A 26892-nucleotide genomic window follows, 5' to 3' on the forward strand; every position below is an offset into this window, starting at 1 on the left:
TCAGAATCAATCTCTGCGGCGTTCCAATCTCTGCGGTGTAAAATCAGTGGATCCGCCCCCGTCCTCCGCTCGAAAAGCCCGCCTTCATTTTTTGCCCTTTTTGCGCCTCTTTGCGGCCATCCCCTCCGTTCACCTTTTGCCCCCACGTTCCCCACTTTCGGCCAACCAAATTCTGCTCCACAGATCGCCACCCCCTTTTCATGAAAAACCTCTGTCACCTCGCCCTCGCCGCGCTCCTCGCCCTCCCCTGCGCAGCCGCTGAGAAAAAGACCGCGAAATCAGCCCCAAAGCCAGAACTCAAATCCCCCCTCGAACTCCACCGCTGGTCCGGCACCCTCAACGTCCCCGACCCCGTCGCCGTCACCGTCGATCCCCAGGGCCGCATCTACGTCTCCGCCACCACCCGCCGCAAAGTCGCCGACCTCGACATCCGCGAACACCCCCAGTGGATCCCCGACGACGTCGCCCTCACCAGCGTCGAAGAAAAAGAAGCCTTCCTCAAACGCGAGCTCGCCCCCGGCAAAACACGCCTCCCTCGCGGCGGCCTCACCGACCACAACAAAGACGGCTCCATCGACTGGAAGGACCTCACCGTTCACAGCGAGCGCATCTACCAGCTCCGCGACACCGACCACGACGGCACCGCTGACAAGCTCACCGTCTTCGCCGAAGGCTTCAACAGCGTCGTCACCGGCATCGCCGCAGGCATCCTCTACCACGACGGCTGGGTCTACGTCACCGTCGCCCCCGACCTCATCCGCCTCCGCGACACCAACGACGACGGCGTCGCCGACGAACGCGAAATCGTCGCCCACGGCTTCGGCATGCACATCGCCTACGCCGGACACGACATGCACGGCCCCCGCATCGGCCCCGACGGCCGCATCTACTGGAGCATCGGCGACAAAGGCGTCAACGTCACCAGCAAGGAAGGCAAACACTGGTACTACCCCCACGAAGGCTGCGTCCTCCGCTGCGAACCCGACGGCACCAATTTCGAAGTCTTCGCCCACGGCCTCCGCAACGTCCAGGAAATCGCCTTCGACAACTACGGCAACATCTTCGGCGTCGACAACGACGCCGATCTCCCCGGCGAACGCGAACGCTTCGTCTACATCACCGAACGCAGCGACTCCGGCTGGCGCTGCAGCCACCAATATCAAAAAGAAACCAGCCGCTGGATCCGCGACGGCATCTGGCAGCCCGCCCATCCCGGCCAGCCCCTCTTCATCACACCCCCGCTCGCCAACTACTCCAACGGCCCCGCCGGATTCATCCACGAACCCGGCACCGCCCTCGGCGCTTCATTGCGCAATCACTTCATCCTCGATCAATTCCCCTCCGGTCAGATGACCGCCTTCCAGATCATCCCCTCCGGCAGCACCTTCAAGATGCAGAACGAGCGAGTCATCCACTCCGGCCTCATGGGCATCGGCCTCGCCCTCGCCCCCACCGGCGAACTCATCATCGCCGACTGGGACGGCGGCTACCCCCTCGATCAAAAAGGCGCCATCTGGTTCGCCGACGACCCCACCGCCAAAAACAGCACCGAGCACCAGGAAACAAACAAACTCCTCAACTCCGACAACCTCACCGCCACCCACCTCTCCCACCCCGACCAACGCGTCCGCCTCCACGCCCAATTCACCCTCGTCAAAAAAGGTGATTACACCCTGCTGCAAAAAACAGCACACGACAAAAAAGCCCCCCAACTCGCCCGCATCCACGCCATCTGGGGACTCGGCCAGGGCATGCGCGCCGGAAAGGTCGAAGCCACCGTTCTGACCCCGCTTCTTGCGGAATCCGATACAGAAATCGTCACTCAGTCCACCAAAGTGCTCGGCGATGTCAAAACCTCCGGCACCCCAATTATTCCACTCCTTGCACATCCTTCCCAACGCGTGCGCTTTCACGCCGCCATTTCCCTCGGCAAGCTTCAAGAATCCACCGCTGTCACAGCATTGCTAAAACTTGCCCCCAAAGAAAGCGCCGATCCCTACATGCGCCACGCCATCGTCACCGGCCTCGCCGGTTGCGCCGATGAAGCCACCCTCGCCTCCCACACCAACGATAAGCAGTCCCTCTGCTGCCTCCTTGCACTCGCCCGCCAAAATTCGCCACGCGTTGCCGATTTCCTCACAAATCCGACCCTCGCCCCCGAAGCCGAACGCGCCATCCACGACGACACCGGCATCACCGCCGCCCTCCCCAAGCTCACCACCCACCCCACCAGCCGCGGCCTCAACACCTGCCTCCGCCTCGGCATCGCCGAACCCATCATCAAAACCGCATTACAGCGCAACCCGCTGCAAGCCGAAGCACTCGATGTCCTCCTCACCTTCACCAATCCCCCACGCCTCGACCGCATCGACGGCATGGCTCACCAAAACTCGCCACGCGATGCCAAAGCCTTCGCCAATTTGCTACAACCCCACCTCGATGCCCTCCTCGCCATCCAGGACGGCGCACTCAAAGCCAAAGCCGTCGAACTCCTCACCCAGCTTCAGCTAAAAGTCGCCGCTCCCGTCCTCCAGCAGATCATCTCAGATGCCACCGCTCGCGCCACCTTGCGCGCCGAAGCACTGAAACTCATGGCTTCGCAGCACGCTGCCACACCCGAATTCGCCACCACCCTCGATCTCGCGCTCGCCAAAACCTCCCCCGCCGAACTCCGCCGCGAGGCCCTCAGGCAACTCTTCAACCACCAGCCCGACCGCGCCATCACCGAAGCCGCCACCGTCCTTGCCAACGGTGACACCACCTCGCAGCAACTTGCACTGTCTCTCCTTTCCACGTCCGAAGACGACACCGTCATCACCCAATGGCTGGACCGCCTCATCGACAACAAAGCCCCCGCCGCCATCCAGCTCGACATCCTCGAAGCCGCCGCCACCCGCGAATCTTTGAAACCCAAACTCGCTTCCCTGCAACTCAGTGCATCTGAACTCCTAGAAGGCGGCGACGCCACCCGCGGCAAAGACATCGTCACCAACAACCTCGGCGCCAACTGCATCGCCTGCCACACCGTCGAGGCCAAGGAAGGCAGCCAGGTCGGCCCCAACCTGAAAACCATCGGCAGCCAGAAAGACCGCAAATACATCCTCGAATCCCTCCTCAATCCCCTCGCCCAGATCGCCCCCGGCTTCGGCATTGTCACTATCACCACCAAAGACGGCAAATCCCTCTCCGCCATTTTGGGGAAAGAAGACGCAAAACAAGTCACTTTACGTCTGCCTGATGGCAAAACACAGACAGTGCCCCGCGACCAAATCGCCACCATCACCCCACCCATGACCGTCATGCCCCCCATGCTCGGCATCCTCACCAAACCACAAATCCGTGACGTCGTGGCCTATCTGGCAGGATTGAAAGGGAAGACCAGCAAGAAAGCGGTGGCTCCATCTCATTGAAGCTCAAGCAGGGAGCAAAGCACTCCCACCAGCCTGCGAGTTTTTGATTGCTCCGCAGATGCCGCTCATGCCAGCATCGCGGAGTTATGAAATGCCCGTTCACCATTCACACCCTCTCCCTTTTCCTTTTCAGCTTGGTGGCAGTCATGCCCCTTTCAGCGCAACAAGTGGCAAAACAGGGTCAGGAAGCGCAGGGAGAATGGTCACTCCGCGTTTACCGTTACCCGTCCTCGGAGTTGCTCGGCGGCTTTGTCTCCAGCGAACAGGGACAGCTCACGGCTCCCGCGCTTCCCGCTGTCAATGCGAGCGCGGAAGATGTCGCCAAATTCCTGCGGCGCTCTCATTTCGTCATCGACCAGCATCTGAAAATGATGGGCGTGACGCTGCCCCCGGGATCGCTTGCCACATTCGATCCGAAGAACAAAACGCTGGCTTTGCGCAGCACCGAGCTGACGCATCAGCGCATGGCGGCGCTTGCTGCGCAAGCCGAGCGCGCCATGCCCAAGCTGGTGAGCATCAATTTGCAGATCATCGAGGCGGAAGCGACCGCCGTAAACGAGGCGGTCAAGCAGGTGAAGGCGCAGGCGGACCACTCCGCCGCTTGGACTGCGCTGGATGCGCTGGTCTCCCAGAAAAAGGCCAGCTATGTGGGCGATCTGCGCATGGAAACGAAGAGCAGCAACCGTGCGACGGTGGTGCGTGGAGAGGGGCGCACCTACGTCACTGAAATGACGGTGGATGAAACACGGCGCTCCAGCATCGCCGTGGAGGAGCGTGGCGCCGGCACCCGCCTGGAACTGGAGCCCACCATCGGTGCCGATGGCGAGACCATGGAGCTGACCTATTCTCTGGAGCATCACTACCGTACGCCGCAGGAGCACTGGGACAAAATCAGCGCCACAGGAGAGCGGGTTGTGGAAACTCCAAACATTGACTTTTACAACGCCCATGTGACCACCGGCATCACGTTGCTCGGTGGCATGACCAAGCTGCTTGGCATCTGGAAGCCCGAAGATGTCGCGGAGCCGGAGCGCGCCAGCCATCTGCAGGCCGCTTTTCTGAAAGCCCACATCGTTTCGCTGCTGCCGGCCTTGGACAGGCGGGTGGAGCAATTGCTGCGGGAGGAAGGCGAAAAGATCGAGAAGACCCCCACCGCGCCGCCGCCAGAACCACCGGGCGCCACGAAGGGCATCATCACGCGCAGTTTCCACATCACCGAAGAGTTGCTGACTATGGGAGATGCAGCCGGTGGAGCACCTGCCGCTGCCGCCGATCCATTCGCGGCAGGCGGAGCCCCGGCAGCCCCGATGGCAAACGAAGCACGGCTGACCATGCGCATCACCGCCGTGGAGATTCTGAAGTCCAAGGGCATCCCCTTTCCTGAAGGTTCCTCCGCCAACTACAAACCGAGCACTGGCGAACTCCTGGTGCGCAACACGCCGGAAAACATGAAGCTGGTGGAGGCCTACATCGCTTCCTTGAAACTCCATGCGCCGCACAATCTCGCGACGACTGTGCACATCATTGAGGCGGATGCCGCCACCATCCGCCGGCTGGTGGCCAGCACCGCCCCCACCACAGACCACACCGCTGCATGGCAGGAGGTGGAGCAGGGCATTGCGCAGAACAAGATCCGCCTGCTGCGCTCCGCCTTTCTTGAGTCCAAATCCGGCATGCGCAGTACTTTTGAATCCGGCCGCGAGCTTGTGTATGTCACTGAAACGTCCAGCGGCGCACAGGAACATTCTGCCAGCACCAGCAACGCTCCGGGCGGCAATGACAAAGATGCGAAGCCCTCGCAGACGAGCATCAGCAACGTTCATGTCTCCAATGTCGCAACGCCACACTTTTCATCTGCCGCTGAAATGCGCATGGTCGGACTTCGTTTTGAAATGGAGGGAACTGTCGGCTACTCCGAACCGGACGCGGTCGAACTCAACACCGTCATCAATTATGACTACACCAGCCCGGTGGTCACCGATTCTTCCGCACAGCCGGATGCTAAAACGATCCGCCCTTTGAACCACAGCATTCAGTTTCACCGGGCCGAATGCACCGTGAGCACCACCCTAGCCAGCGGCACCCATCGTCTGCTGAACGTGTGGAAACCAGAGGGGTCACCTGAATTTGAGAAGGCTGACGTCCTCCAAGCAGCCTTCCTGAGCATTGACATCGTGCCGGTGGAACGCGCAGCAAAACCCTGACATCACATCGGCCCCGGCGGGCGCTCTTGTTCCAGCATTGGCACAGGCGGTGTAGATGGTGCACCGGAGCCTTTGCCGAGGCGTCCGCTGTAGAGGTCGATGGCGCGCTTGGCGATGATGTCGATCACGGCAGGTTGCAGCGTGCGCGCGGCGACGTTGGAGACGGCCATGCCGGCCCACATGATGGGGGATTTGAAGCGCAGCACCTGCCAGTAGGGCAGCAGGCGTTTGTACCATTTGTTCGCTGTCTGCAGTTTTTCGTGTTTGGCGATCTTGTGGGTCATTTCCCAGGTTTTAAGCGCGGTGCTGGCACTGACATCCACGAGGCGGCCAATGGATCGAGTTTGCAAAAAGTCCGCCACATCCATGGCTGCCAGATGCACGGCGCGGGAGAACTGGCTGAGGCCCGGGGCCAGCAGCGCCTCCTGCTTGCCGGGATGGTAGATGGCCGCGATTTCGCGCACCAGCTTCGGTACCTCATCCACCAGCGGCGGCAGCCACTCGGGGTTGAGGTTCTTCTGCCAGCGCAGGCGGTTTTTGCAGGCTTCGACGGCTGCATGGGCTTTTTCGTCCGCCAGACCGCATTCGGGATAGACGAAACTTGCCAGCGCATGCCGTGCCGCGCGCAGATCGGCGGCGAAACGCAGCAGCTTCCAGATCACAATCGAGGCTGCGCCGATGAGGACGCCGGCAAGGAAGGTCAGGATGTGGCCCCAAGGCATGCTCGTACGGGAGAGCACCCCGGGCAGGGTGTCAAGATGACGAAAGTGGCGAGACAGCCTGCTTGCGGCGGCTGGATGACACGCCATAGATGCGCTCCACACCATGTCCTCCATTTTCGAACTCTTCTCTCTTCAAGGCAAAACCGCTGTCGTGATCGGCGGCACAGGCGAACTCTGCGGTGCCATCGCAGAAGGCTATGCATCTGCGGGTGCGGAGGTCGTGCTCGTCGGGCGGGACCAGTCCAAGGCTGACAAACGACTGGAGACCATTCAAGCCGCAGGCGGACAGGCCTATTTCGTTTCCGCAGATGCCAGCCGCAAAGCCGATCTGCAGATTCTGCTGGATCAGGTGCTGGAGCGTTCCGGCGGCTGCCATATTCTGATCAATGGTGCGGGCGTGAATTCTGCAACGCCGTTCCTCGATATTCCAGAAGAGGAATACGACCGGATCATGAACATCAACACCAAGGGCGTGTTCCTGGCCTGCCAGGTGTTCGGCAAATACTTCGTGGATCACAAGATCCCGGCCTCGATCATCAATCTCGGTTCCATGTCCGGCCTGCTGCCGCTGAGCCGTGTCTTCACTTATTCCATGTCCAAAGGTGCTGTGCACAATCTCAGCAAGAACCTCGCCCGCGAATGGGCTCCCCTCGGCATCCGCGTGAACACCTTGGTGCCCGGCTTCTTCCCTGCCGAGCAGAACAAGAAAGTGCTCACGCCTGACCGCGTGGCAAAGATCATGGGCCACACGCCGATGAACCGCTTTGGCGAGGCCAAGGAACTCGTCGCCGCAGCTTTGCTGCTTGCGGGTGCAGGCAGTTCCTTCATCACCGGCCATGAGATGGTGGTGGATGGTGGGTATTCGTCGCAGACGATCTGATGGGCGCGGCGGGGCTTGTTGCAGACGCTGCTGGTAATCGCTCGGTGTGGCGGAGTGCTGGGTTTGCTTTCCGATTTGCTGCGAGGTGACCCAGGGTCGCCTCGCTGAGGCTCGGCTGACCCTGGGCTTAATTCCACAGCCCCGATGGGGCTGGTGTGGCGCGGAGCTTCGTTGAGAAAGATTGAGCTGTGTTTTCTCGGAGCGTTCCTGGTCGGGGCAGCACTGCGGTCCACAGTCGTTTTATTTCTTCGACTCGACTGATAAAAACCTCAGCATCTCCTCGTAAAGACCAGTGGTAAGACCTCTAACCACATGGCTTTTTCATCCATCAAACCCCAGCGCAGCCTTGTTGAAGAGGTGTGCGCACGCATTGCATCAGAAATTCGGGACGAAGGCGGTGGTGGGGGGAATGGGTGGCTGCCGCCGGAGAGGGATCTGGCGCTGAAACTTGGGGTGAGCCGGCCCGTGGTGCGGGAGGCGACGAAGCGGCTGGAGTTGCAGGGGCTGCTGGAGGTGAAGCATGGGGTCGGCACGAAGGTGGTGGACAAGCTGCACAAGCCGCTGAACGGCTCGCTGGCATTGCTGATTCCCGATGACAAGGAGCGGCTGCGGCAACTCATTCAGGTGCGTTTCATGCTGGAGCCGGAGAACGCGCGGCTCGCCGCCGAGAACGCCACACCGGCGCAGATTCGCAGGCTGCGCGCAGCATTGCAGGAACTGGCGGAGACGCAGGATTTTGAGACTGCGGTGGAGGCTGATATGGCGTTTCATCGGGAGCTGGCGGCGGCGTCGGGGAATCAGATTGCGAACCTGCTGCTGCATTCACTCTCCGAATTGATTCAAACGAGCCTCAAGCATGGCTACAGCCGCACATCGACGGACAATGCGGTGCGGCAGCATGCTGCGGTGCTCAGCGCCATTGAGAAACGAGACCCCGCCGCCGCTGCGAAAGCGATGCGCGAACATTTGATCACCGCCGAGGCCGATCTGGCCCTGCCAAAAGCCAAGAAAGCCGCATGAAATCACTCTCTTATTTTTCCTTCGTCCTTGCGAGCAGCAGTGTCTTTGCCGTCGAGCCTGATGCAGCCAAGCTGTTTCATGAGCAGGTGGCACCGATCCTGGTGAAGAACTGTGTGGAATGCCACAATGACGTGACGACCAAAGGCGGCCTGAACATGAGCACGCTGGCGGATGTGCTCAAAGGTGGTGACGACGGAGCGGCCTTGGTTCCGGGCAAAGCTGCGGAGTCAGCGCTCTACACGATGATCGTGCCGGAGAGCGCAGGCGAGAAAGCGGAGATGCCGAAGAAGAAGCCCGCACTTTCCACCGCCGAAACCGACCTCATCAAACGTTGGATCGACATGGGTGCGGCGTGGCCGCAGGAGATCGTGCTCAAGGAGAAGCCCAAGGGGGATATCACGCACTGGTCGCTGCTGCCGCTGAAGTCATCGAAGCTTGCATCCATCGACGAGTTTATTGGTGAAAAGCTGAAGGAGAAAAACCTCACGCTGAATGCGCCGGCAGATGCCCGGACGTTCATCCGCCGTGCCAGCTTTGATCTGACCGGACTGCCGCCCACGCCGGAAGAAGCGGCTGCTTTTGAAAAGGAATTCAGCCGGGATCAAACAACGGCTGTTAAGAGCTTGATCGACCGCCTGCTGGCTTCACCGCGCTATGGCGAAAGATGGGCGAGGCACTGGCTGGACGTGGTGCGCTTTGCGGAAAGCCATGGCTTTGAGATGAACCGTGTGAGGCCCAATGCGTGGCCGTATCGCGACTACGTCATTCGTGCGTTCAATGAGGACAAGCCGTATGACCAGTTTGTGCGTGAGCAGATCGCAGGCGACCAGCTGGGCACGGATGAAGGCACGGGATTTCTTGTGGCCGGTTCGTGGGATCAGGTGAAGGGCCAGGACCCGGTGCTGCGGGCGAATCAACGGGCGGATGAAATGCATGATCTCGTCAGCACCACGGGCAGCACATTCCTCGGACTCACGATTGGCTGCGCGCGCTGTCATGACCATAAGTTTGATCCCATTTTGCAGACGGACTACTATCGCATTAGGGCCATGTTTGAGGGTGTGCAGCATGCAGAGCGTGAACTGCGTCCGGCAGATGCTGATCAACGGCTGAAGGAGGCCGAAGGCGTTCGAGCAGAGATCGCGAAGGTGGATGCGGCACTTGCTCGCTTCCAACCGCGCGCCCAACTGACGCGGCGTGTGCTGGTGGATGATGATCTGCCGCCGCCAACGAAGCCAGATGCCATTGGCTGCGTGCAGATCGAACAGCCCACGAATGGCAAGCCCATCGAATACTCACCGGGCACAGAGCTGGGCCAAGCCGCAGATCCAGGTGATGCAACACGGCTGCCCAATCTTGGCGAAAGTTACCGCTACTGGAAGGCGGAGAAGGATGCCGCCGCACAGGATTTCTTCTCATGGAATCCGCGCGTCTCTGGCAAACAACGCATCTGGCTTTCATGGGCGGCGTGGACGACGCATGCGAAAGATGCGCGCTACATCCTCGATCTGGATGGCGATGCGAACACGAATGGCGACCAGCAAGAAATCGCCAGCGTGGATCAAAGCAAGTTTGCCGACGGCAGCGGTGCGATTCCTGGACAGAAGCGCTGGAGCGGTTTCAAGTATGCCGGAACGTATGCGGTGACGCCGGATTCCATCCTCATTCTGCGCAGCGGCAAACTCGGCGGGCCGACCGTGGCTGATGCGGTGCTGTTTGAAGCCTCGGACGGAACCCAGCCTGCATCACAGCCGCATCTGCGCGCGCCCGTGACGCATCTGGCGAACCGAGAGAGCTTTGATGCGGTGAAGGCGAAGTTTGTGCGCTTCACGATTCATGCGACGATCGGCGGTCAACCGTGCATCGATGAGCTGGAAGTGTTTTCCGCCGGGAAGCAGCCACGCAACGTGGCGCTGGCGAAGAACGGCGCGAAGGTGACGGCTTCGGATGTGTTCAGTGATGGTACGAATCCGATTCATCAGATCGCGCACGCAAATGATGGTCTGTATGGCAACGCGAAGAGCTGGATTTCGAAGAATGCAGGCAAGGGCTGGTTGCAGATCGAGCTGCCACGTGAAGAAAGCATCAGCAGCGTGGTGTGGAGCCGGGATCGCGGAGAGAAGAAGGGCAAGGTCTATGAGGATCGTCTCACCACGGATTATGTGATTGAGACTTCGCTGGATGGGAAAACATGGCAGGCGGTGGCTACATCGGCTGACCGGCTGGGCGTGGAGTATCGGGACCGTATTCGCGACATTCCGACACTGAGCGGAGTCTCTTCTGACAATGCTGCCACGGTGAGGAAACACAGCGAGCAGCGTGCCGTGCTGCAGCGCAGGTTGAAGGAAATGACGAGTTTCCCCATGGCTTACCTGGGCAAGTTTGAGCAGCCGGGACCGACCTACCGGCTGCAACGCGGCGACCCGATGACGCCGCAGGAGGAAATTGCACCGGGGGCGCTGGCGCAGATCGGCGCGAAACTGGATCTGCCCAAAGACACACCGGAAGCGGAGCGGCGCATGGCCTTGGCGAAATGGCTGACCGATCCACAGAATCCGCTGACGGCGCGAGTGATGGTGAACCGAATCTGGCACTATCATTTTGGTACGGGCATCGTGGATACGCCGAGCGATCTTGGATTTAATGGTGGCAAGCCGTCACATCCTGAACTGCTCGACTGGCTGGCTACGCAGTTCATGCAGCGCAAATGGAGCATGAAGGAGATGCACCGGCTCATCATGAACTCAGCGGCTTACCGGCAGTCGAGCACGACCAATGACGCGGGCATGCTGGCGGATTCAGGCGCGCGGCTGCTGTGGCGATTCCCGACGAGGCGGCTCGAAGCGGAGCCGCTGCGCGACACGATTCTCGCCGTAAGCGGCGTGCTGGACCTGACCATGGGCGGGCCGGGCTTTGATCTCTTTGTGCCGAATGACAACTACGTAAAGGTGTATCAGTCGAAGCAGGAGTTTGGGCCCGACACGTTCCGGCGCATGGTGTACCAGAGCAAGCCACGCGTGCAGCTTGATGACACGTTTGGAGCGTTCGATGTGCCGGATGCGGGGCAGATCGCCCCGCGCCGAACCTCAAGCACGACACCGCTGCAGGCGCTGAATTTCTTGAACAGCACGTTTGCCATGCAGCAGAGCGAGCTGCTGGCGGCACGGCTCGAAAAGGAGGCTGGCAAGGAGCCTGATGCGCAAGTGAAGCGGGCATTTCAACTGGCCTATCAACGCGAGCCTAAACCGGATGAGGTGACGGCTGCCGCAGAGCTGATTTCACAACACGGGCTGGCGATGTTCTGCCGCGCGCTGTTCAACACGAGCGAGTTCATGACCCTGTATTGATCCTGTTATGCAAAACCATCTTCTTTCCCGTCGGAACTTTCTCAATCAAGGCGTCAGCGGATTGAGCAGCATCGCTTTGACCTCGCTGCTGGCGCAGAAGGGTCTGCTGGCGAACGACCCCATTCGCCCGCGCATTGATCCGGCGCATCCCTATGCGCCGCGACCGCCGCATTTTGAACCGCGCGCGAAGAACGTGCTCGTCATTTTCTGCTCGGGAGCGATGAGCCATGTGGACACGTTTGATTACAAGCCGGAGCTGGTGAAGCGGCACGGCATGCCGCTGCCGGGCGCGGCGGATTTGATCACCTTCCAGGGAGCGCAGGGGAACCTCGTCAAACCCATCTGGGAGTTCAAGCCACGCGGACAGAGCGGCAAGATGATCAGCGAACTGCTGCCGAACATCGCCGGGCTCGCGGATGACATGTGCTTCATCCATTCCATGACGGCCAAGTCGAACACGCACGGCCCGGCGGAGAATCAGATGAGCACAGGGTACATTCTGGACGGCTTCCCGGGCATGGGCTCCTGGGTGACGTATGCGCTCGGCTCCGAGTGCGATGACATGCCGGCCTTTGTGGCGATCCCTGACCCGCGTGGCGTGCCGCAGATCGGCCCAAGGCACTGGAACTCGGCGTTTCTGCCTGCGGCATTCCAAGGCACGGCATTCAATGCGAGCAAGCCGATTCCCAATTTGATCCGCCCTGCGAGTGTGAGCGAGGCGGCAGACCGCGACACGCGTGCATTCGTGAATTTGCTCAATCAGAAACAGGCGCAGGAGCATCCGGCGGACAGCGACCTGGCGGCACGGATTTCGTCCTACGAACTGGCGGCGCGGATGCAGATTGCCGCTTCAGAGGTCGGCAACATGTCGAACGAGAGCAAGGCCACGCTGGATCTGTACGGTGTGAACGACAGCAACGAGACGAAGGCCGGCTTTGCCAAGAACTGCCTGCTGGCGCGGCGCCTGATCGAGCGCGGGGTGCGGTTTGTGCAGCTTTTCAACGGCTCCTACGCCATGGGCGAGGGCGTGGGCAACTGGGACGGGCACAAAACGATCGAGCAGCAGTACTCGGTGCATGGGCCGATCCTCGACCAGCCTGTGGCCGGGCTGCTGAAGGACCTGAAAGCCCGGGGGCTGCTGCAGGACACGCTGGTGGCCTTTGTGACCGAGTTTGGGCGCATGCCGACCTTCCAGAAGGGTGCGAATGGTCGCGACCACAACCCGAAGGGCTTCACCGTCTGGCTGGCCGGTGCAGGGGTGAAAAAGGGCTTCAGCTACGGGGCGACGGACGAATTTGGCTACAAAGCCGCCGAGCGCGTGAGCACCATTTACGATCTGCATGCCACGATTTTGCACCTGCTGGGCATCGACCACGAGCGCCTGAGCTACTACAATAACGGCATCGAAAGACGGCTCACGGACGTCCATGGGCATGTGCTCAAAGACGTGCTGGCATGAGCCGACCTGAGAATGAGGGGGAAAAAACGTTTGATTTTCTTCTCAAAGTCTCCACCATGCGCCTCCCCAAAACCTGACCCCATTCCCGTACACGTACCATGGCAGTTGTTCTCCGTCTCCGTCAAGAAGGCCAAAAAGGCCGTCCAGTCTTCCGTATTGTTGCGGCTGACCAACGCTTCCCAAAAGAAGGCCGTTTCCTCGAAATCCTTGGTACCTACGATCCTCAAAAGGGCGTCAAAGGTGCTGTCGTGAAGCTTGATCGCGTCAATGCCTGGATCTCCCAAGGAGCCAAGCCCTCTGACACCGTCAAGAGCCTCATCAAGCACGCCGCTTCCGTAGTCCCAGCATAAGCTGCCATGGACGCGCCGGAAGCCCTCCGCGAGTTCCTCTCTTATGTGGTGGCGAATTTGATCGACCACCCGCAGCAGGCGACCATTGCCATCGGCACTAATATCAACGGTGCCGTCGCCTACCGTGTGCAGCTGGCACCGGAAGATGTGCGTCATGTCATTGGCAAGAATGGCATGACGATCAGCGCGATCCGCTCCTTGCTCAATACAGCGGCCGCCAAGCACGGGATCAAAATTTCCCTCAAAGTAGGATCCGCACGTGAAGAGGATGCGGAAGCAGCCCTCGAGATGCCTCAGGCTGAAGCCTGAGAGGATCAGGCCAGCTTGCTGCCAGCCCACCAGCCGACGGCTGCGGCGGTGATGCCCAGCAGAATGCTGCCAATGGCATTGAGCAGCGCGAGCCAGGAATGCTGGTTCAGCATCAGCAGCCACGAGTCATTCGCGAGCGTGGAGAAGGTTGTGTAGCCACCCAGTACGCCTGTAGCGGCGAACAGCCATGGGCCGCTGCCTTTTTCCTTCATGGCTGGCAGGGCAAAGAGGAAGCCCAGGATGAAACTGCCAAGGATATTGGCCGCGAGCACGCCCCAGGGAAAGACGGCCTTTGGCAGCAGACGCGCCATGCCGATGACCGTGCCATACCTCAGCACCGAACCGAGGCCGCCACCGAGAAAGATCAGCAGGATGTTCTTCATAGGGGATTGCTGATTGTGATCATGCCGTCACCGCCCCCTCACGTCTGGAGCCGCCGATCGTCTGCGGAGCAATGCGCGCGCGCCACACGTAGCGCTGGAAGAGCACCTTGACCGAGGCTGTGAGAGGCACCGCCAGGATGGCACCGAGCAGACCGCCCAGCAGCAGGCCCCACACAAACACGGAAACAATGACCGTCATGGGGTGCAGCCCGACGGCTTCACCGACGATGCGCGGAGTGATGAACAAAGCATCCACCTGCTGCACCAGAGCGAAGACACCGGTCACCACAAGCGGCATGACCCACCAAGGGTCCGCAGAAATCCACGCGCTCCCTCCCTGCACGGAAGCGATGATCACCGCCGGGATCCAGCAGAGGATGATGCCCAGATACGGGATGATCCCCGCCAGACAGAGCGCCAAACCGATGAGCAGGCCAAAGTCCAGCCCCACGATCATCAGCCCGATGCCCGTGGCGATGCCATTGATCACACTGACAAAAAGCTGGCCACGAAAGAAGGCGACGAGGTAGCTGTTGATCTCGTTCAGGCAGCTCACCAGCTCGTCTTTGAAGGCCGAGGCCCTCAGTGGCAGGTAGTCTGACCACCGCTCCTGAATATTGGCGCTCTCGATCAGGAAATAGTAGAGGTACAGGGGGACGATGATGAAGGAGAGCAGAAAGCCAAAGACACCGAGGAAGCCGCCCACACTGGTTCTGAGAAAGGTCCAGACGATGCCGGGGACTTTGGGCAGAGTGGTCTTCACCCAGTCACCCCGTAACAAGGCCTGAAAATCTGCGTCAGGGGCATCGTTGCCCTCTTTAACTGCCGAGGCTGTCCCCTGCCCTGCTGGTGCTGCTGTAGATGTAGGAGCTGGAGTCGCGGCCGACTCTGTGCGGGGCAGCAGCTTGATGTCGTAGTCTTTTTCGATCTTCGCTGAAAAGTCGATCACCGCCTTCTGCGCCTTGGCGTAATAAACGGGCACGCGGTCTGCCAGATGGTGGGCGGGATCGTCCAGCTTCACCACGATCCACCAGCCCAGACCGCCCATGGCCAGCGTAAACACCGCGAAGGCCAGCAGCACGGAACGCTGGCGGTTGAGGCCGCGGCGCTCCAGCCACTCCACGCCGGGCTCCAGCAGGTAGGCGAGCACGCCCGCCACGGCGAAAGGCACGAGAATGGGCTGCAGAAAGGCCATCACCTGCGTCGCAAGGTAGATCAGCCCGATGGCCAGCGCACCGATGATGGTGATCGACACGGCGGTGATGGCTGCCCATAACGCATTGCGCTGAAAGACGGTGGGAAGATTCTTCATAGGGGAGAATGGTGCTCAGACTAGCTGGGCACTGCCGTTTGGGTACTCCAAAGATAGCCGCAAATTGGACAGCTTAATCTCACTGCGTATCGTCACCCACCATGTCCCGCCCTCAGCCCCAGCCTGTAGATCCCGCCGAACTGCCGCAACTCGCGCAGGCCACCATGCGTGCCGCGAAGTTTCCCATGCTGGCCACGGTGGATGGAGATCAGCCACGGGTGCGCCCTGTTTCACCAGTGCGCACGGACGGTTTCACGGTCTATGTCGCCAATTTGCGCCGCTACGGCAAGACGCATGAGCTGGCGTGTAATCCGAAGGCTGAATTGTGTTACAAAGATGATCAGGACAATCAGGTGCGAATCACGGCCGCGGCCGTGATTGTCACTGAACGACCTCTTTTGGAGGAAATCTGGGCTGCCAATCCTTTGCTGCGTGCCTATCTCGGCAGCATCGACAATCCCGACCTGATCATCTACCGCTTTGTTCCAAGCCAGGTGCGCTACATGCGGGAATGGGCTTTGGAGTATTTTGAAGTGCCCTTTTCGGCACATTCATAAAGTTGATACACGCGTTGGCCTGAGCTGTGCGTTCATGGGGTGGTAGAAACGTGCCCCCAACTGTGAATAACTTCGTCTTTGTGAATAAGTTCTTGCCAGCCACTGCACGTTCTGACACTCTTCAGCAATTACCGTGATTCATTCAAAAAATCACATTTCGGGATCGGTACGTTTGGCTCTCCCCCGCGCCAACGAAAAGCTGTCCCCGCCTTTTTCTCCGCAGGCAACCACTACACCCACTAAAACACCATGGACCGTGACGACCACCCAGCATCGGTAATCTCTTCTGTCATTTCCACCCGCGCTTCTGACCCTGGTCCTGTTTCTGTGAATTCTGCCTCCCCCTCCTCCTCCCGCCGCCGCCGCGCCAACGCCCCGACCGCCACCAAGACTTTCGTTCTCGACACCAACGTCCTGCTGCACGATCCCGCCTGCATTCACCGCTTTGCCGAGCATCACATCTGCATTCCTGTCGATGTCTTGAGCGAACTGGACCGCTTCAAAAACGAGATGACGGAACGCGGCTCCAACGCCCGCGAAGTGCATCGGGCGCTGATGAAAATTTTCTCCAACAAGGGCGCGTCCGTCACCACAGGGGTGCCGACTGATGGCGGCGGCAGCATCCGCGTGGCAGTCTATGATCCTGCTGAGGCGCGCAAGCACGCCAGCGTGCAGGGATTTGAGCGTATTTTTCACGATCTGGACAAAGCTGATCATCGCATCCTGGCCTGCACGCTCTGGCTGAGTGAGCAGGTTTCACCGCCGGTGATTCTCGTCAGCAAGGACCTGAACATGCAGCTCAAGGCACGCGCCGTGGGCATCGAGTGTGAGGACTACCTGCATGACAAAGTGGAGCCGCGTGAGGTGGCAAACTTTGACATCGCCCGTGTGGAAGTCAGCCAGCATGAGCTGCAGCGCTTCGCGAGCAGCGGCTGCCTTTCCGTGCCAGAGACCCGCACCGTGGGGATGGTCGTGAACGACTACGCCCTGCTCACCGCCGGAGACAAAGCCACCATGCCGGCGAAACTGAGCACCAATGGTGAATTCGTCCGCCTGCACCACACGCCGGAGTCGATCAAGGTCGGTCAGGGCCGAGCCATCAAACCGATGAATCTGGGTCAGGCCTGCTTTCTGGATGCCCTGCTTGATCCTGAGATCAGTCTCGTCACCTGCTACGGTCAGGCTGGCACTGGCAAGACCCTGCTCGCTGTCGCAGCCGCCTTGCAGCAGGTGTTTAACCGCACCTACCACGGTGTCACGGTGAGCCGTCCCATCGTTGCGATGGGGCAGACTGTGGGTTTCCTGCCCGGATCTTTGCAGGAAAAAATGCGGCCTTGGCTGCAGCCCGTCTATGACGCGCTGGATCTCCTGATGCGGCCCATGGAGGGCACGCAGCAGGGGCCGGCACGCAAAAAGAACCGCTTCATGCCCGAGCCGCAGCAGCAGATGGCAGCACCTGCCGCGCCGTATGACCCGCTCATTCAGCAGGGTGTCATCGAAGTGGAGGCGCTCTGCTACATCCGTGGTCGCAGCATTCCAGATCGCTTCTTCATCCTGGATGAAGCGCAGCAGCTCACGCCGCTGGAGGCCAAGACGATCGTCACCCGCATGTCTCGCGGCTCCAAGCTCGTCCTCGTCGGCGACCCAGCGCAGATCGACAACCCATATGTGGACAGCCGCAGCAACGGCCTGGTTTACACGCGCCAGCGCATGCGCGGGCAGACGTTCGCGGCGCACGTTCCGCTGGTCAAAGGTGAACGCAGTGCCCTGGCGGAAGCGGCGGCGCGCTTGCTATAGGCTGTATTCATTACAGAAAATTGCACTTAGAAAATTCCTCTGAGAATTTTTGAAATGGAATGATCGCCGCGTCGTTTAACACGCCACGCGCCGGACTGGGCCTCCCAAAATCCAGCGCTCATTATCCACAACCCAATATCAACTCACATGAAAGTTATCACCTCATTCCTGGCCATTCTTGCAATCTCCGCCGTCACCTCCTTCGGAGCTGATGCCCCCAAGAAGCCCAAGATGACGCCAGAAGAAATGTTCACCAAGAAGGATGCCGACAAAGACGGCAAAGTCAGCAAGGAGGAATTCCTCAAGGGTGCCAAGGACGCAGCCAAGGCCGAGGCGTCGTTCACCGCCAAAGACAAGGACAAGGACGGATCTCTTTCCAAGGAAGAGTTTACTGCTGCTCCCAAGAAAAAGAAGGCCGCCTGATCCGAGCTTTGCTCTGACCTGAAAAGTCACCACGCCGCACCCGCTCCGCGCGAGTGCGGCGTTTTGATGTCTGCATCAGGGGGGCCTGATGCTGTTCTCAAAAAACAGTGTTCATTTATCGAAACCAAACGGGCATCTTCTCGTTTAACACGGCAAGCGCCGGACTGGGACATCCAGAATTCCACGCCCTTACATCAACAACCCAACATCGACCTACATGAAAGTTATTACCTCGCTCCTCGCCATCCTGTCGCTCTCCGCAGTCACCTCCTTCGCCGCTGAAGGTGATGCCCCCAAGAAGCCAGAAGGCGACAAGGGCAAGCCCAAGATGAATCCTGAAGAAATGATGAAACGGCTCGACACCGACAAAGACGGCAAAGTTTCCAAGGCGGAATTTCTGGCTTCTCCGAATGCCAAGAAGGACGAAGCCAAGGCCACCGAGCGCTTCGGCAAGATGGACAAGAACAGCGATGGCTCCCTCACACTGGAAGAACTCACCCCGAAGAAAAAGAAGAACGCCTGAGCCGTCTGACTCTCTGACTTCCACCAGTCATCAAGGCCGCACCCGCCCCGCGCGAGTGCGGCTTTTTTGTGGATGCGTTTGCCAGAAGGCGGAAGAAGCCCCCTGCCCGCCAACGTACCTTCTGTCTGTCCTGCTTTTTCTTTTTCGAATGCTTCGCTGCACCTTCATCACATTCCTGCTCTGCACTGCCGCCAGCCATGCGGCGGTGGACTACATCACGCAGATCAAACCGCTGCTGCAACAGCACTGCGTGAAATGCCACGGTGCGACCACGCAGAAATCCCAGCTCAAGCTCGACACCGCCACGGGTGCGCGCACCGGCGGCAAGCATGGCTCCACACTGCCAGACCTCCTTGTGCAGGTCGTCTCCGGGACTCATGCTGAAATCCCGCAGATGCCTTACAAACGCGGGCCGCTGGATTCTGCGCAGATCGCGCTCATCAGACAATGGGTTGCTGAAGGCGCACACTCACCCGCTGAAGAAACTCCGAGCGATGACCGGCACTGGGCCTTCATCGCGCCGGTCAAAGCACCGCTGCCGCAGAGTGACACCAAGCATCCCATTGATGCCTTCATTCGCGCGAGTCTCAGCAAGGCAGGGCTGGAGCCCTCGCCTCCTGCGGCACCTGCCACACTCATCCGCCGTCTCCATCTGGATCTCACCGGCCTGCCGCCGACGCCTGCTGAAGTGGCTGCTTTTCTCAAACAGCCGGCATCAAACAGTGAGGAACTCGTAACAAGGCTGCTCGCCTCCAAACACTATGGCGAACGCTGGGGCCGCTGGTGGCTTGATCAGGCGCGCTATGGCGACAGCAATGGCTACAGCATCGACGCCCCGCGCAGCATGTGGCCGTATCGCGACTACGTCGTCAACGCCTTGAACCAGGACAAGCCCTTCGACCACTTCACGCTGGAACAACTCGCCGGAGACATGCTGCCGAAGCCTTCGCGCGAGCAGCTCATCGCCACCGGATTTCATCGCAACACGCAGATCAATCAGGAGGGCGGCATCGACAAAGAGCAGTTCCGCATCGAGAGCATTTTTGATCGCGTGGCCACCACCGGCACGGTCTGGCTGGGACTGACCATCGGCTGCGCGCAGTGCCATGATCACAAATTTGATCCGATCAGCCAGCGCGAGTACTATCAGCTCTTCGCCTTCCTCAACAACCAGGACGAGCCCACTCTGCCCGTGCCTGATCCTGGGCAGGATCTCGACAAGCTGAAGGCCGAGCACACGCAGGTGCTCAAGCAGATCGATGCGCACATCAAGGCAAGAATCGCCGTGCTGCAGGAGTGGGAAAAGACGCTGGGTGACCAGTCCAAGAAGCTGGTCGATGCCGAGGCGCTGAAGTCCCTGACCAAGCCCGCCGCCAAACGTGGTGCCGCCGATCAGCGCATTCTTTTTAAAGCCATGACCGGCACGTCTGACAGCGTCTTCAATCCGCTCTACGACCGGCACCTTGAACTCGACAACATCTTCAAGAACGGCACCACCACCCTGGTGATGAAGGAGCTGCCGCAGCCGCGCAAAACGACGCTTTTCATCAAAGGGGATTTCACCCGGCCGTCCGATGAAGTCCAGCCCGGCGTCCTCGCCGTGCTGCCGCCGCTGCCCGAAGGGGCCAAGGCTGACCGCCTCGCCCTCGCACGATGGCTCATTGATCCGAAGAACCCGCTCACCGCACGCGTCATTGTGAACCGCGTCTGGCAGCAGTACTTTGGGCGCGGCCTCGTCTCGACGGAAAATGATTTCGGCACCATGGGCCGCCTGCCCACCCACCCCGAACTCCTCGACTGGCTCGCCGTGGATTTCATGGAGCACGGCTGGAGCCTGAAGCACCTGCACAAGCTCATCGTCACCAGCGCGACGTATCAGCAGGCTTCCACGATTCGGCCTACATCAGCTCGCATGGATCCCAACAATGACCTGCTCTGGCGGCAGAACCGCCTGCGGCTGGATGCGGAAGTCGTACGTGATGTCTGCCTCGCCGCCAGCGGCCTTCTCTCGCCCAAGATGGGTGGAGCGCCCGTTTATCCACCGATTCCTGAGGGCGTCATGTCATTGGGGCAAGTCAAACGTGCCTGGCCGCTCAGCAAAGGCAGCGACCGCTACCGGCGCGGCATTTACACCTTCATCTTCCGGGCCACTCCGCCGCCTGCCCTCAGTGTCTTTGATGCTCCCGACGGCTTCAGCACCTGCACACGCCGCATCCGCAGCAACACACCGCTGCAGGCCCTCACCCTGCTCAATGACAGCGCCTATGTGGAGTTCGCGCAGGCTTTGGCTGCACGCCTGATCAAGGAAGCCAAAACGGACGATGCACGCATCTCCCACGCCTGCCAGCTCTGCCTCTCCCGCCCGCCGCTGGATCGTGAACGCCAGACGCTCACACGCCTGCTTGCCGCCGAACGTCAAGCGAAGGCCAATGAGACTCAAGCCTGGCAGGCGGTGGCCCGAGTGATGCTCAATCTGGACGAGACCATCACGCGGGAATAGAAACAGACGCGGTCACCCGGCCATTCCTCAAATGCTCTCCCAAGCGCGCTCGCCTACAGGGTCGCGACCTTCATCATACTCGATGTGGTCGATGAGGGTCTCGATGGGCTTGCCGCTGAGGCCGCTGTCTTGAATGCGCTGGGGAAGCACGGCGGAGCGTTCATCACGCCAGCCGAGTTTGGCGATGAAGCGGTTCCACATGTGGCACTCCTCATCCGTGCGGACGGTGCCGCGGGCATGCACCCAAGTAAGGATTTCCTCGTCGGTGCCGCCTTCGAGGACGCGTGCCTGGAGCGCTGAATAAGGGATGCCGAGGAAACGGCAGCAACGACCGTCGAGGGTGTAATACTGAGTGTCACCCAGCTGCGCCGTGTAATCGGCAGGGAGTTTGGCTGCGGCATGCAGACGGATCTTGTCGAGCATGCGACCGAAATAGATGAGGCGGCCGACCTTAGCGTAGCAACTGCGGAGACCTGGGACGTGGGGCATGAGGGCACTCTTTTCCATCAGACCGCTGTTTGGCAAGCCATGATGACGGAGCGCCTATGTCCTTTTGTCTTCCTCAGGGCGGCGGCAGCGGCACATCATTGATCCTAGGTGCAGCGGGTCTGGGCGCACCACCGGGGACCGGAGTGGATGGCGGGGGAAGAATCGGATTGGGTGGCAGTCCAGTTTGAACAGGCGGGGTGTTCATGTTTCGACGCTGCTGCATGCCCATGCCTTGATTCGGTGCAGCAGGCTGCTGCGTGGGAATGGCACTCCTGACCTCGACGGGTGGTGCGGCGGAGAGATCGGCGAAGCTGATCCAGCCGGCCTGATCTCCCTTTTGTAATTGAATGCGGGTCTTGTCCACGCTCTCGCCAGGTTTGACCGCGCGGATCTTGATGCCCATTTCGTTTTCTGAACCAATGCGCGCCTCCATGACCTGCGAGGTGGTGCGATCCACCAGCACGGCGACGACACCGCCGTCGATCTCATAGATGCCGGAGAGGCTGAGGTTGTCGGCGAAATTAGGCCCTGTCGGTGCATCGGGTGAAGGCAGATCCTTGGTGGTGAAGATGGAACGCTCCCATAGAGGGGCAAAGTGCTGCAGTTTTGGAAACGGCACGGGTGGGGCGTCTTTCTTCTGTGGCTCCTGGGTATACCCGACTACGGAAAGCAACAGCCACAGCATGCAGCTCACAGTAAACGCGTGAGCGTTCTGGAGTGCGTCGGTCCTGCGGCGCTTTCGAACGTCGCATAGCCTGCGAAAAGCTCCAGAGGACTGGAGCAGTCCAGGACGCTGGCGCGCATCATCGACGCTCATGGAATGGAAATGAGATTTCATGGCTAGTTTGCTTTGCTGACCTTGGGTGCCGATTTCTCGCGGTAGAACTGCGTGAACTCGACCTCGGCGTTGATGGTCTTGTTGGTGCCGCTGGGATTGATCTGCATGCGGGTGATGCCGAGGAAACTCTGCGGCTGCTGCAGTGCATGGAGCCAGCCGAAGAAGGCCTGCTCCTGAATGCCTGCGAGGGTGATCTTCACGGTGGCCTTGTCAAAGTAGCCGAGGTTTTCCTCCAATGGCAGACCATCAGGCCCCAGCACGCGCACGGCTTCGATGAATTCCTTGCCGCCGATGCTGATGCCCCTTTTTTCCGCCTCGCCAGTGATGAGTTCAAGCAGCTTGGCTGAAGCCTCCTGCCGGCTGGTGAAGTTCGGGCAATGCTCCTCAAGCCAGCCGTACTTGTCCGCCCAATCCGCGCCCTGTGAGATAGCAAGATTCATATCGGCGAGACGATCCCGCAGGGTGTCGTTTTCCTCGCGGATGGCCGTGTAGTTGTTGAAGGCATACATGAGCCCGCCACCGCCGATGATGGCGAGGAACAGGAAGGCGAAGACGCCTAGCAGCACTTTCTCACTCTTCTTCATTCGCCGGGCCCTCCCTTCATCTCAAAGCTGGCGCTGCCGTCGCTGGCAAAGGCTGGCGGCGGCCCGTTCAATGCGAAAGGAGCGAGTGCTTCGATCGACTTGAGATCCTGGGTGTACTTGAACGCCAGGGTAGCGTCGGGCATGCGCCCGCGCAGACTCATGCGCTCCGGTGTCCATTCCCAATGCGTGATGGAAACTTCCTTGGATGATTCAGGCTCCATGAGGTGCAGCAGGATTTGCTGCGGCCAGGTGGTGGGATCCACGGCAGGCGCGACCTCCTGCCATGCCTTTTTGTGATCCATGACCCGCGAGGCACGCGGCGTGAGAACGGCGACTTTTTCGCGCAGCAGGTTGCGCTCCTGCAAGGCCAGCGATGTTAGCGTGGCAACGAGTGCAATGGCCGCGGCGATCACCGTTCCGGCCGCCAGCGCCATGAAGCGTGTCTTTGCGCGGCGCGTCTGGCTTAGACGCTCTGCAGTAACATCCTGCGGCATGAGCAGGCTGGAGCCACGCTCAGGCATGGTGGGTGCCGGCATGTCGCAGCGGTAGGCGGCCAAACCGGTGACGCGCTGAATCTGCGTGATGTCACCCTCGTCAATCCACAGCACGATGCTTTCCAGCCTGCCAAGCACGCCCTGAAAACCGAGCTGAAGGCAGATGTTGTTGAGCTCTGCGAGTGCGTTGCCATCCAGTTTGTTCGCGGAGAGCGGGGTGCAATAGATCAACTGCGATCCGCTGGTGATGGCGACGACGAGACGCCCCAGCTCACGGAAAATCGTGAGGCTGTTTTGCACCATCGGATAGCACAGAGCATGCAGCGTGACTTCATCCGGCAGCCGTGCGGTGTCGGTAAGCGGCGATGGCAGGTCCTTGAGCGCGAGGATGCGCGTGAGATACGCGCCTTCCTTTCCCTGCATGTTGCGCACCTGCACCGTGGATTCCTCGTCCTCGGCTTTGATGCCCATGCGTTCGAGATGCAGCAGCGCCATGCTGCGCAAATGCTCGGGCTGCCCCTTGAGCCAGGCGGGCAGCGCCCAGAAATGAACGGCGGGAAGTGCGAGAACCCGACGCTGGGCGTCCTTGCCAAATCGGGCGCCTTCGGCGTTTTGCTCGGCGTGCAGCAGGCATGAGGCGCCCTCCGCACCCATCCAGCTTTGCCAGACTTGTGCGCCGGGGAGCAGCAGCTCGCAGGGAGGTTTACGTGTTTTTGCCATGGGCGGGGATTTCACCACGCCAGACGGCCTTGCCGTCCTGCGTGATGAGGATGAGTTTGCGTTGCAGAGGTCCGAGTGAACCGACGCTTTCGATGCGGCGAATGGGACCGGCGAATTGAATCCATTGAGTGAGCTGCTGAAGGATCTGCGGCTGATAGACGCCCAGCAACTGCGCCACCTGCGGCACGCTGCTGAGCCGCACATCATCCTGCGTGTGCAGCGCGCCATCGCGTCCGGCACGCAGCGTGAGCAGCGGCTGAATGCGCTCCAGCGGCAGATCGGCCAGCAATGCGATGAGCTCCGGACGGGCGTCATTTATATCTACGCGGCCATCGCCAAAAACGGTGAACCACTCGCGCCAGTCAGGCCTTTCAACGTTGACGATATCCATGCCGCGCACGAGCAGCATTTCCTCAACTTCTTTGAACGGGCGATTGAACGGCATGCCCTCGAAGCCCATCTTCTCGTAATCACGCTTTTCAGCGCCGTTGAGACTGACATTGGTGTCTGCATCGACCCAGTCCTTCAGCGCATCGCACAGGGCTGAGACAAACTGCTCCTTGAAGCCCCAGCTGGTGAACAAGCGGCGCAGCAGGACCTTGTCACCGGTCTGGATAAGATGGTTGGCGTTCAGCCGCGCCTCCTCGGCGACGAGCTTGACGTTGTAGCCGCCGCCATCGTCTGCATTGAAGTGCAGAAGCGGATCGTCCTCCCGCATGACGGGATGACGCGCCACCTCAAGGCCCATTTCCGCATAACGTTTGGCAAAAATACGCCCGCGCATCATGCGCGTGTACTGCGAGTCTGCCTGCAGAGACTTGGCTCCCGCAAACATGACCATGCCGAGAATCGCGATCATCCAGAACACCACGATGAGTGCGGAGCCGCGCTGCAAGGATGCCTGACGAAGAGCATAAGACGAAGGAATGACAAAGCCCGAACGACGAGTGTGGACTTCCTGACGGGCAGCACTGCCCATCATTCTGTCTTCGGTCGTTGGAGGTTCATTCTTCATTGTGGCGGTGGTGCCTGCGGCACGCTGACCTGAGCCAGGTCGTTCGCGATCCAAAACGTGTACTCGTGCTCACGCGGGTCGGCGGTGAAAGCAAACTTGAGCTTCATGAAGAGCGGCGGCTGCGGGCGTTTCTTCGGATCCCAGCTGGTGTACCATTTCTTTTCCTCCGGCTCATAGAACTGCCACTGCATCTGCTTGAGCCCGTCGAGGATCGGCAGTTCGGCGATGAGGTTGTATTCTCCCGGCGTGCGGGCCTTGGGGTTGAGCTTGAAGTGGCGCACCACGAGGCTCAGGTCTTTGGTCTCCCGATTGCGCACGACGCCAAACTCAACGGCATCGGCGAGCTTCAAATGACGCTCCCAGGCGAATGGCATGTGACCTCCCGCGATGAACATATTGCCCGAGGCACCGCGCGCGACTTTTTCCAACCCGGCGCTGAGCTGGATGCCGGGGTCCATGGTTTCCAGATAGTCGCGCCACTGGGTGACGAAGTTGCTGATGCGGGTCTCGGCCACGCGAGCGGTGCTCATGGATTTGCCCAGCTGCATGGCGCCGTTGGCCACGCCATAGACAGCGCTCAGGATGAAGCCGATGAGCGCCATGGCCATAATGACTTCGAGCAGCGTGAACGCGGCCTTAGATCGGACTGTGGGGCGAATACACATAGGTTTCCATGCTGCGTTTCATGCGCCGCGTGCGCCCGTCATTGATCCATGCTTCGGCGCGGATGCGAAACATGTGGTCGAGTTTGACCTTGTCTTTGTTGATGAGTTCAACCTTCTCGATCGTAGCGCTGGCGTCGATGTGATCAGCGGTGGGATTGAAGGAGATGCTGGCGGCTTTGAACTCGGGCTGATGCGCCACTTCCGCGAGGACCGACTCCAGCACACGCAGCACCTGTGCCTCCTGGCGCGCGGAGGTGGAGGCCTTGGCGATCTGCTCAATCGCGCGCGTCATGCTGACGGCCACGAGCGAGAACAACGCGAGGGCGAGAATGATTTCGAACAAGGCGAAACCATGTGCAGAGGAGGATGTGCGGGTGTGTTTCATCCTTTGACCTGAATGGATTTGCGTTTTGCGCAGGCGGTGAGCGGATCGAAGCCGATCTCGATCTGTCCCGCAGGGCCGCTGATGCGAACCTCGATGGGTTCGCAGATGCCGCTAGGACTGAACTCCCAAGCCTCGCCGCGTTTCGGTTTGCGGAAGGCGGCTTCGCCATAACGGCGCACCTGCAGCATGCCGCTGAACTCATCGCTCGTGCCGAACGCACCGGCGGAAAGTTCCATGCGTACTGTCTGCTGGCTGTTGAGCGCCTGCAGCATGTTTTGCCGGGCGGTGGTTTCGATCATGGCCGCCGCACGCCGCAGCTTGTCTTCAGCGCGCACGCCGGAGATGCTGACGGTGGCAATGCCAATGATCAGCAGGGTGATCGACATCGCGACGATGATCTCCAGCAGGGTGAAGCCTGCTGCGCGGGAATGACTAACACCACGCTGAGCTTTCAGCGTGGTTTGCACGGTCTTGGTGATGGACTGGCAATTCGTCATTCTCGTTTT

At 60.1% G+C, this 26892-nt stretch carries 24 protein-coding genes; 13 read left to right on the forward strand and 11 right to left on the reverse strand.

The genetic code is table 11. The features are described 5' to 3' along the window. Positions 1-200: 200 nt before the first annotated feature. Positions 201-3410 (forward strand): PVC-type heme-binding CxxCH protein, encoded by a 3210-nt coding sequence (locus tag AC24GY_RS09375; protein ID WP_487682267.1) that lies wholly within the window; start codon positions 201-203, stop codon positions 3408-3410. A 146-nt stretch (positions 3411-3556) separates the two neighbouring features. After that, positions 3557-5614 carry a hypothetical protein gene (locus AC24GY_RS09380; protein ID WP_487682269.1) on the forward strand — a complete coding sequence of 686 codons (2058 nt, stop codon included), beginning with the start codon at positions 3557-3559 and terminating at the stop codon, positions 5612-5614. Between the two features lie 2 nt (positions 5615-5616). On the opposite strand, the gene AC24GY_RS09385 is transcribed toward AC24GY_RS09380, so the two are convergent. Continuing rightward, positions 5617-6336, reverse strand: coding sequence for a hypothetical protein (locus AC24GY_RS09385; protein WP_487682271.1), 720 nt, complete (start codon positions 6334-6336; stop codon positions 5617-5619). A 103-nt stretch (positions 6337-6439) separates the two neighbouring features. Here AC24GY_RS09385 and AC24GY_RS09390 point away from each other — a divergent pair, with 103 nt between their 5' ends. The 6 genes from AC24GY_RS09390 to AC24GY_RS09415 all read left to right on the forward strand — a co-directional run bounded on the left by AC24GY_RS09390 (position 6440) and on the right by AC24GY_RS09415 (position 13701). After that, positions 6440-7216 (forward strand): SDR family oxidoreductase, encoded by a 777-nt coding sequence (locus AC24GY_RS09390; RefSeq protein ID WP_422320334.1) that lies wholly within the window; start codon positions 6440-6442, stop codon positions 7214-7216. A 312-nt stretch (positions 7217-7528) separates the two neighbouring features. Then, positions 7529-8236 (forward strand): FadR/GntR family transcriptional regulator, encoded by a 708-nt coding sequence (locus AC24GY_RS09395; RefSeq protein ID WP_422320335.1) that lies wholly within the window; start codon positions 7529-7531, stop codon positions 8234-8236. After that, entirely contained in the window at positions 8233-11583 is a 3351-nt protein-coding gene (locus tag AC24GY_RS09400; protein WP_487682273.1) for a DUF1553 domain-containing protein, read from the forward strand. Before AC24GY_RS09395 ends, AC24GY_RS09400 begins: the two co-directional genes overlap by 4 nt. A gap of 7 nt (positions 11584-11590) precedes the next feature. Beyond that, on the forward strand, positions 11591-13042 hold the full coding sequence (locus AC24GY_RS09405) for a DUF1501 domain-containing protein (RefSeq protein WP_487682275.1): 1452 nt from the start codon (positions 11591-11593) through the stop codon (positions 13040-13042). Positions 13043-13140: 98 nt separating this feature from the next. Next, positions 13141-13392, forward strand: coding sequence for a 30S ribosomal protein S16 (gene rpsP, locus AC24GY_RS09410; protein WP_461526422.1), 252 nt, complete (start codon positions 13141-13143; stop codon positions 13390-13392). Positions 13393-13398: 6 nt separating this feature from the next. Continuing rightward, positions 13399-13701 (forward strand): KH domain-containing protein, encoded by a 303-nt coding sequence (locus AC24GY_RS09415; protein WP_487682278.1) that lies wholly within the window; start codon positions 13399-13401, stop codon positions 13699-13701. A 5-nt stretch (positions 13702-13706) separates the two neighbouring features. On the opposite strand, the gene AC24GY_RS09420 is transcribed toward AC24GY_RS09415, so the two are convergent. Together AC24GY_RS09420 and AC24GY_RS09425 are read right to left on the reverse strand one after the other, a co-directional pair. Further along, positions 13707-14084, reverse strand: a complete 378-nt coding sequence (locus tag AC24GY_RS09420; RefSeq protein WP_487682280.1) for a fluoride efflux transporter FluC — start codon at positions 14082-14084, stop codon at positions 13707-13709. A gap of 19 nt (positions 14085-14103) precedes the next feature. After that, positions 14104-15396: an AI-2E family transporter gene (locus AC24GY_RS09425; RefSeq protein ID WP_487682282.1), complete on the reverse strand. Its 1293-nt coding sequence runs from the start codon at positions 15394-15396 to the stop codon at positions 14104-14106. 101 nt (positions 15397-15497) lie between these two features. Here AC24GY_RS09425 and AC24GY_RS09430 point away from each other — a divergent pair, with 101 nt between their 5' ends. The 5 genes from AC24GY_RS09430 (at position 15498) to AC24GY_RS09450 (ending at position 21196) form a co-directional block, all read left to right on the forward strand. Further along, positions 15498-15953, forward strand: coding sequence for a pyridoxamine 5'-phosphate oxidase family protein (locus AC24GY_RS09430; RefSeq protein ID WP_487682284.1), 456 nt, complete (start codon positions 15498-15500; stop codon positions 15951-15953). A 327-nt stretch (positions 15954-16280) separates the two neighbouring features. Then, positions 16281-17750 carry a PhoH family protein gene (locus AC24GY_RS09435; RefSeq protein ID WP_487682286.1) on the forward strand — a complete coding sequence of 490 codons (1470 nt, stop codon included), beginning with the start codon at positions 16281-16283 and terminating at the stop codon, positions 17748-17750. Between the two features lie 147 nt (positions 17751-17897). Next, complete coding sequence (locus AC24GY_RS09440) at positions 17898-18173, forward strand: EF-hand domain-containing protein (RefSeq protein ID WP_397380669.1); 276 nt, start codon at positions 17898-17900, stop codon at positions 18171-18173. 217 nt (positions 18174-18390) lie between these two features. Beyond that, the gene (locus AC24GY_RS09445; RefSeq protein ID WP_422320343.1) at positions 18391-18696 is read left to right on the forward strand and encodes an EF-hand domain-containing protein; all 306 of its coding nucleotides are present in this window, start codon (positions 18391-18393) and stop codon (positions 18694-18696) included. 148 nt (positions 18697-18844) lie between these two features. Continuing rightward, a complete protein-coding gene (locus AC24GY_RS09450) occupies positions 18845-21196 on the forward strand; it encodes a DUF1553 domain-containing protein (RefSeq protein ID WP_487682288.1) in 2352 nt (783 codons plus the stop codon). A gap of 27 nt (positions 21197-21223) precedes the next feature. Here the strand turns inward: AC24GY_RS09450 and AC24GY_RS09455 are convergent, their stop codons facing one another. The 8 genes from AC24GY_RS09455 to AC24GY_RS09490 all read right to left on the reverse strand — a co-directional run bounded on the left by AC24GY_RS09455 (position 21224) and on the right by AC24GY_RS09490 (position 26883). Then, the gene (locus AC24GY_RS09455) at positions 21224-21685 is read right to left on the reverse strand and encodes a DUF5069 domain-containing protein (RefSeq protein WP_487682290.1); all 462 of its coding nucleotides are present in this window, start codon (positions 21683-21685) and stop codon (positions 21224-21226) included. 73 nt (positions 21686-21758) lie between these two features. Continuing rightward, on the reverse strand, positions 21759-22370 hold the full coding sequence (locus AC24GY_RS09460; protein ID WP_422320346.1) for a hypothetical protein: 612 nt from the start codon (positions 22368-22370) through the stop codon (positions 21759-21761). Between the two features lie 155 nt (positions 22371-22525). Then, a complete protein-coding gene (locus AC24GY_RS09465; RefSeq protein ID WP_487682292.1) occupies positions 22526-23107 on the reverse strand; it encodes a hypothetical protein in 582 nt (193 codons plus the stop codon). Then, positions 23104-24321, reverse strand: coding sequence for a hypothetical protein (locus tag AC24GY_RS09470; RefSeq protein ID WP_487682294.1), 1218 nt, complete (start codon positions 24319-24321; stop codon positions 23104-23106). Before AC24GY_RS09470 ends, AC24GY_RS09465 begins: the two co-directional genes overlap by 4 nt. After that, a complete protein-coding gene (locus tag AC24GY_RS09475; RefSeq protein ID WP_487682296.1) occupies positions 24305-25336 on the reverse strand; it encodes a type II secretion system minor pseudopilin in 1032 nt (343 codons plus the stop codon). The genes AC24GY_RS09470 and AC24GY_RS09475 overlap by 17 nt, the downstream gene beginning before the upstream one ends. Next, positions 25333-26001 carry a type II secretion system protein gene (locus tag AC24GY_RS09480; protein WP_487682298.1) on the reverse strand — a complete coding sequence of 223 codons (669 nt, stop codon included), beginning with the start codon at positions 25999-26001 and terminating at the stop codon, positions 25333-25335. The genes AC24GY_RS09475 and AC24GY_RS09480 overlap by 4 nt, the downstream gene beginning before the upstream one ends. Continuing rightward, positions 25973-26386: a PulJ/GspJ family protein gene (locus tag AC24GY_RS09485; protein ID WP_422320351.1), complete on the reverse strand. Its 414-nt coding sequence runs from the start codon at positions 26384-26386 to the stop codon at positions 25973-25975. Before AC24GY_RS09485 ends, AC24GY_RS09480 begins: the two co-directional genes overlap by 29 nt. Beyond that, positions 26383-26883 carry a pilus assembly FimT family protein gene (locus tag AC24GY_RS09490; protein WP_422320352.1) on the reverse strand — a complete coding sequence of 167 codons (501 nt, stop codon included), beginning with the start codon at positions 26881-26883 and terminating at the stop codon, positions 26383-26385. Before AC24GY_RS09490 ends, AC24GY_RS09485 begins: the two co-directional genes overlap by 4 nt. Positions 26884-26892 lie beyond the last annotated feature (9 nt).

The organism is Prosthecobacter sp. Pr1, from assembly GCF_057652315.1.

What these genes read in the sequence shown, in the direction of transcription:
- AC24GY_RS09450 (WP_487682288.1), top strand. Translation starts at nt 18,845, where the DNA reads ATGCTTCGCTGCACCTTCATCACATTCCTGCTCTGCACTGCCGCCAGC.
- AC24GY_RS09395 (WP_422320335.1), top strand. Translation starts at nt 7,529, where the DNA reads ATGGCTTTTTCATCCATCAAACCCCAGCGCAGCCTTGTTGAAGAGGTG.
- AC24GY_RS09440 (WP_397380669.1), top strand. Translation starts at nt 17,898, where the DNA reads ATGAAAGTTATCACCTCATTCCTGGCCATTCTTGCAATCTCCGCCGTC.
- AC24GY_RS09445 (WP_422320343.1), top strand. Translation starts at nt 18,391, where the DNA reads ATGAAAGTTATTACCTCGCTCCTCGCCATCCTGTCGCTCTCCGCAGTC.
- AC24GY_RS09460 (WP_422320346.1), bottom strand. Translation starts at nt 22,370, where the DNA reads ATGCTGTGGCTGTTGCTTTCCGTAGTCGGGTATACCCAGGAGCCACAG.
- AC24GY_RS09390 (WP_422320334.1), top strand. Translation starts at nt 6,440, where the DNA reads ATGTCCTCCATTTTCGAACTCTTCTCTCTTCAAGGCAAAACCGCTGTC.
- AC24GY_RS09420 (WP_487682280.1), bottom strand. Translation starts at nt 14,084, where the DNA reads ATGAAGAACATCCTGCTGATCTTTCTCGGTGGCGGCCTCGGTTCGGTG.
- AC24GY_RS09455 (WP_487682290.1), bottom strand. Translation starts at nt 21,685, where the DNA reads ATGCCCCACGTCCCAGGTCTCCGCAGTTGCTACGCTAAGGTCGGCCGC.
- AC24GY_RS09465 (WP_487682292.1), bottom strand. Translation starts at nt 23,107, where the DNA reads ATGAAGAAGAGTGAGAAAGTGCTGCTAGGCGTCTTCGCCTTCCTGTTC.
- AC24GY_RS09430 (WP_487682284.1), top strand. Translation starts at nt 15,498, where the DNA reads ATGTCCCGCCCTCAGCCCCAGCCTGTAGATCCCGCCGAACTGCCGCAA.
- AC24GY_RS09470 (WP_487682294.1), bottom strand. Translation starts at nt 24,321, where the DNA reads ATGGCAAAAACACGTAAACCTCCCTGCGAGCTGCTGCTCCCCGGCGCA.
- AC24GY_RS09480 (WP_487682298.1), bottom strand. Translation starts at nt 26,001, where the DNA reads ATGTGTATTCGCCCCACAGTCCGATCTAAGGCCGCGTTCACGCTGCTC.
- AC24GY_RS09375 (WP_487682267.1), top strand. Translation starts at nt 201, where the DNA reads ATGAAAAACCTCTGTCACCTCGCCCTCGCCGCGCTCCTCGCCCTCCCC.
- AC24GY_RS09380 (WP_487682269.1), top strand. Translation starts at nt 3,557, where the DNA reads ATGCCCCTTTCAGCGCAACAAGTGGCAAAACAGGGTCAGGAAGCGCAG.
- AC24GY_RS09485 (WP_422320351.1), bottom strand. Translation starts at nt 26,386, where the DNA reads ATGAAACACACCCGCACATCCTCCTCTGCACATGGTTTCGCCTTGTTC.
- AC24GY_RS09415 (WP_487682278.1), top strand. Translation starts at nt 13,399, where the DNA reads ATGGACGCGCCGGAAGCCCTCCGCGAGTTCCTCTCTTATGTGGTGGCG.
- AC24GY_RS09405 (WP_487682275.1), top strand. Translation starts at nt 11,591, where the DNA reads ATGCAAAACCATCTTCTTTCCCGTCGGAACTTTCTCAATCAAGGCGTC.
- AC24GY_RS09490 (WP_422320352.1), bottom strand. Translation starts at nt 26,883, where the DNA reads ATGACGAATTGCCAGTCCATCACCAAGACCGTGCAAACCACGCTGAAA.
- rpsP (WP_461526422.1), top strand. Translation starts at nt 13,141, where the DNA reads ATGGCAGTTGTTCTCCGTCTCCGTCAAGAAGGCCAAAAAGGCCGTCCA.
- AC24GY_RS09475 (WP_487682296.1), bottom strand. Translation starts at nt 25,336, where the DNA reads ATGAAGAATGAACCTCCAACGACCGAAGACAGAATGATGGGCAGTGCT.
- AC24GY_RS09385 (WP_487682271.1), bottom strand. Translation starts at nt 6,336, where the DNA reads ATGCCTTGGGGCCACATCCTGACCTTCCTTGCCGGCGTCCTCATCGGC.
- AC24GY_RS09400 (WP_487682273.1), top strand. Translation starts at nt 8,233, where the DNA reads ATGAAATCACTCTCTTATTTTTCCTTCGTCCTTGCGAGCAGCAGTGTC.
- AC24GY_RS09425 (WP_487682282.1), bottom strand. Translation starts at nt 15,396, where the DNA reads ATGAAGAATCTTCCCACCGTCTTTCAGCGCAATGCGTTATGGGCAGCC.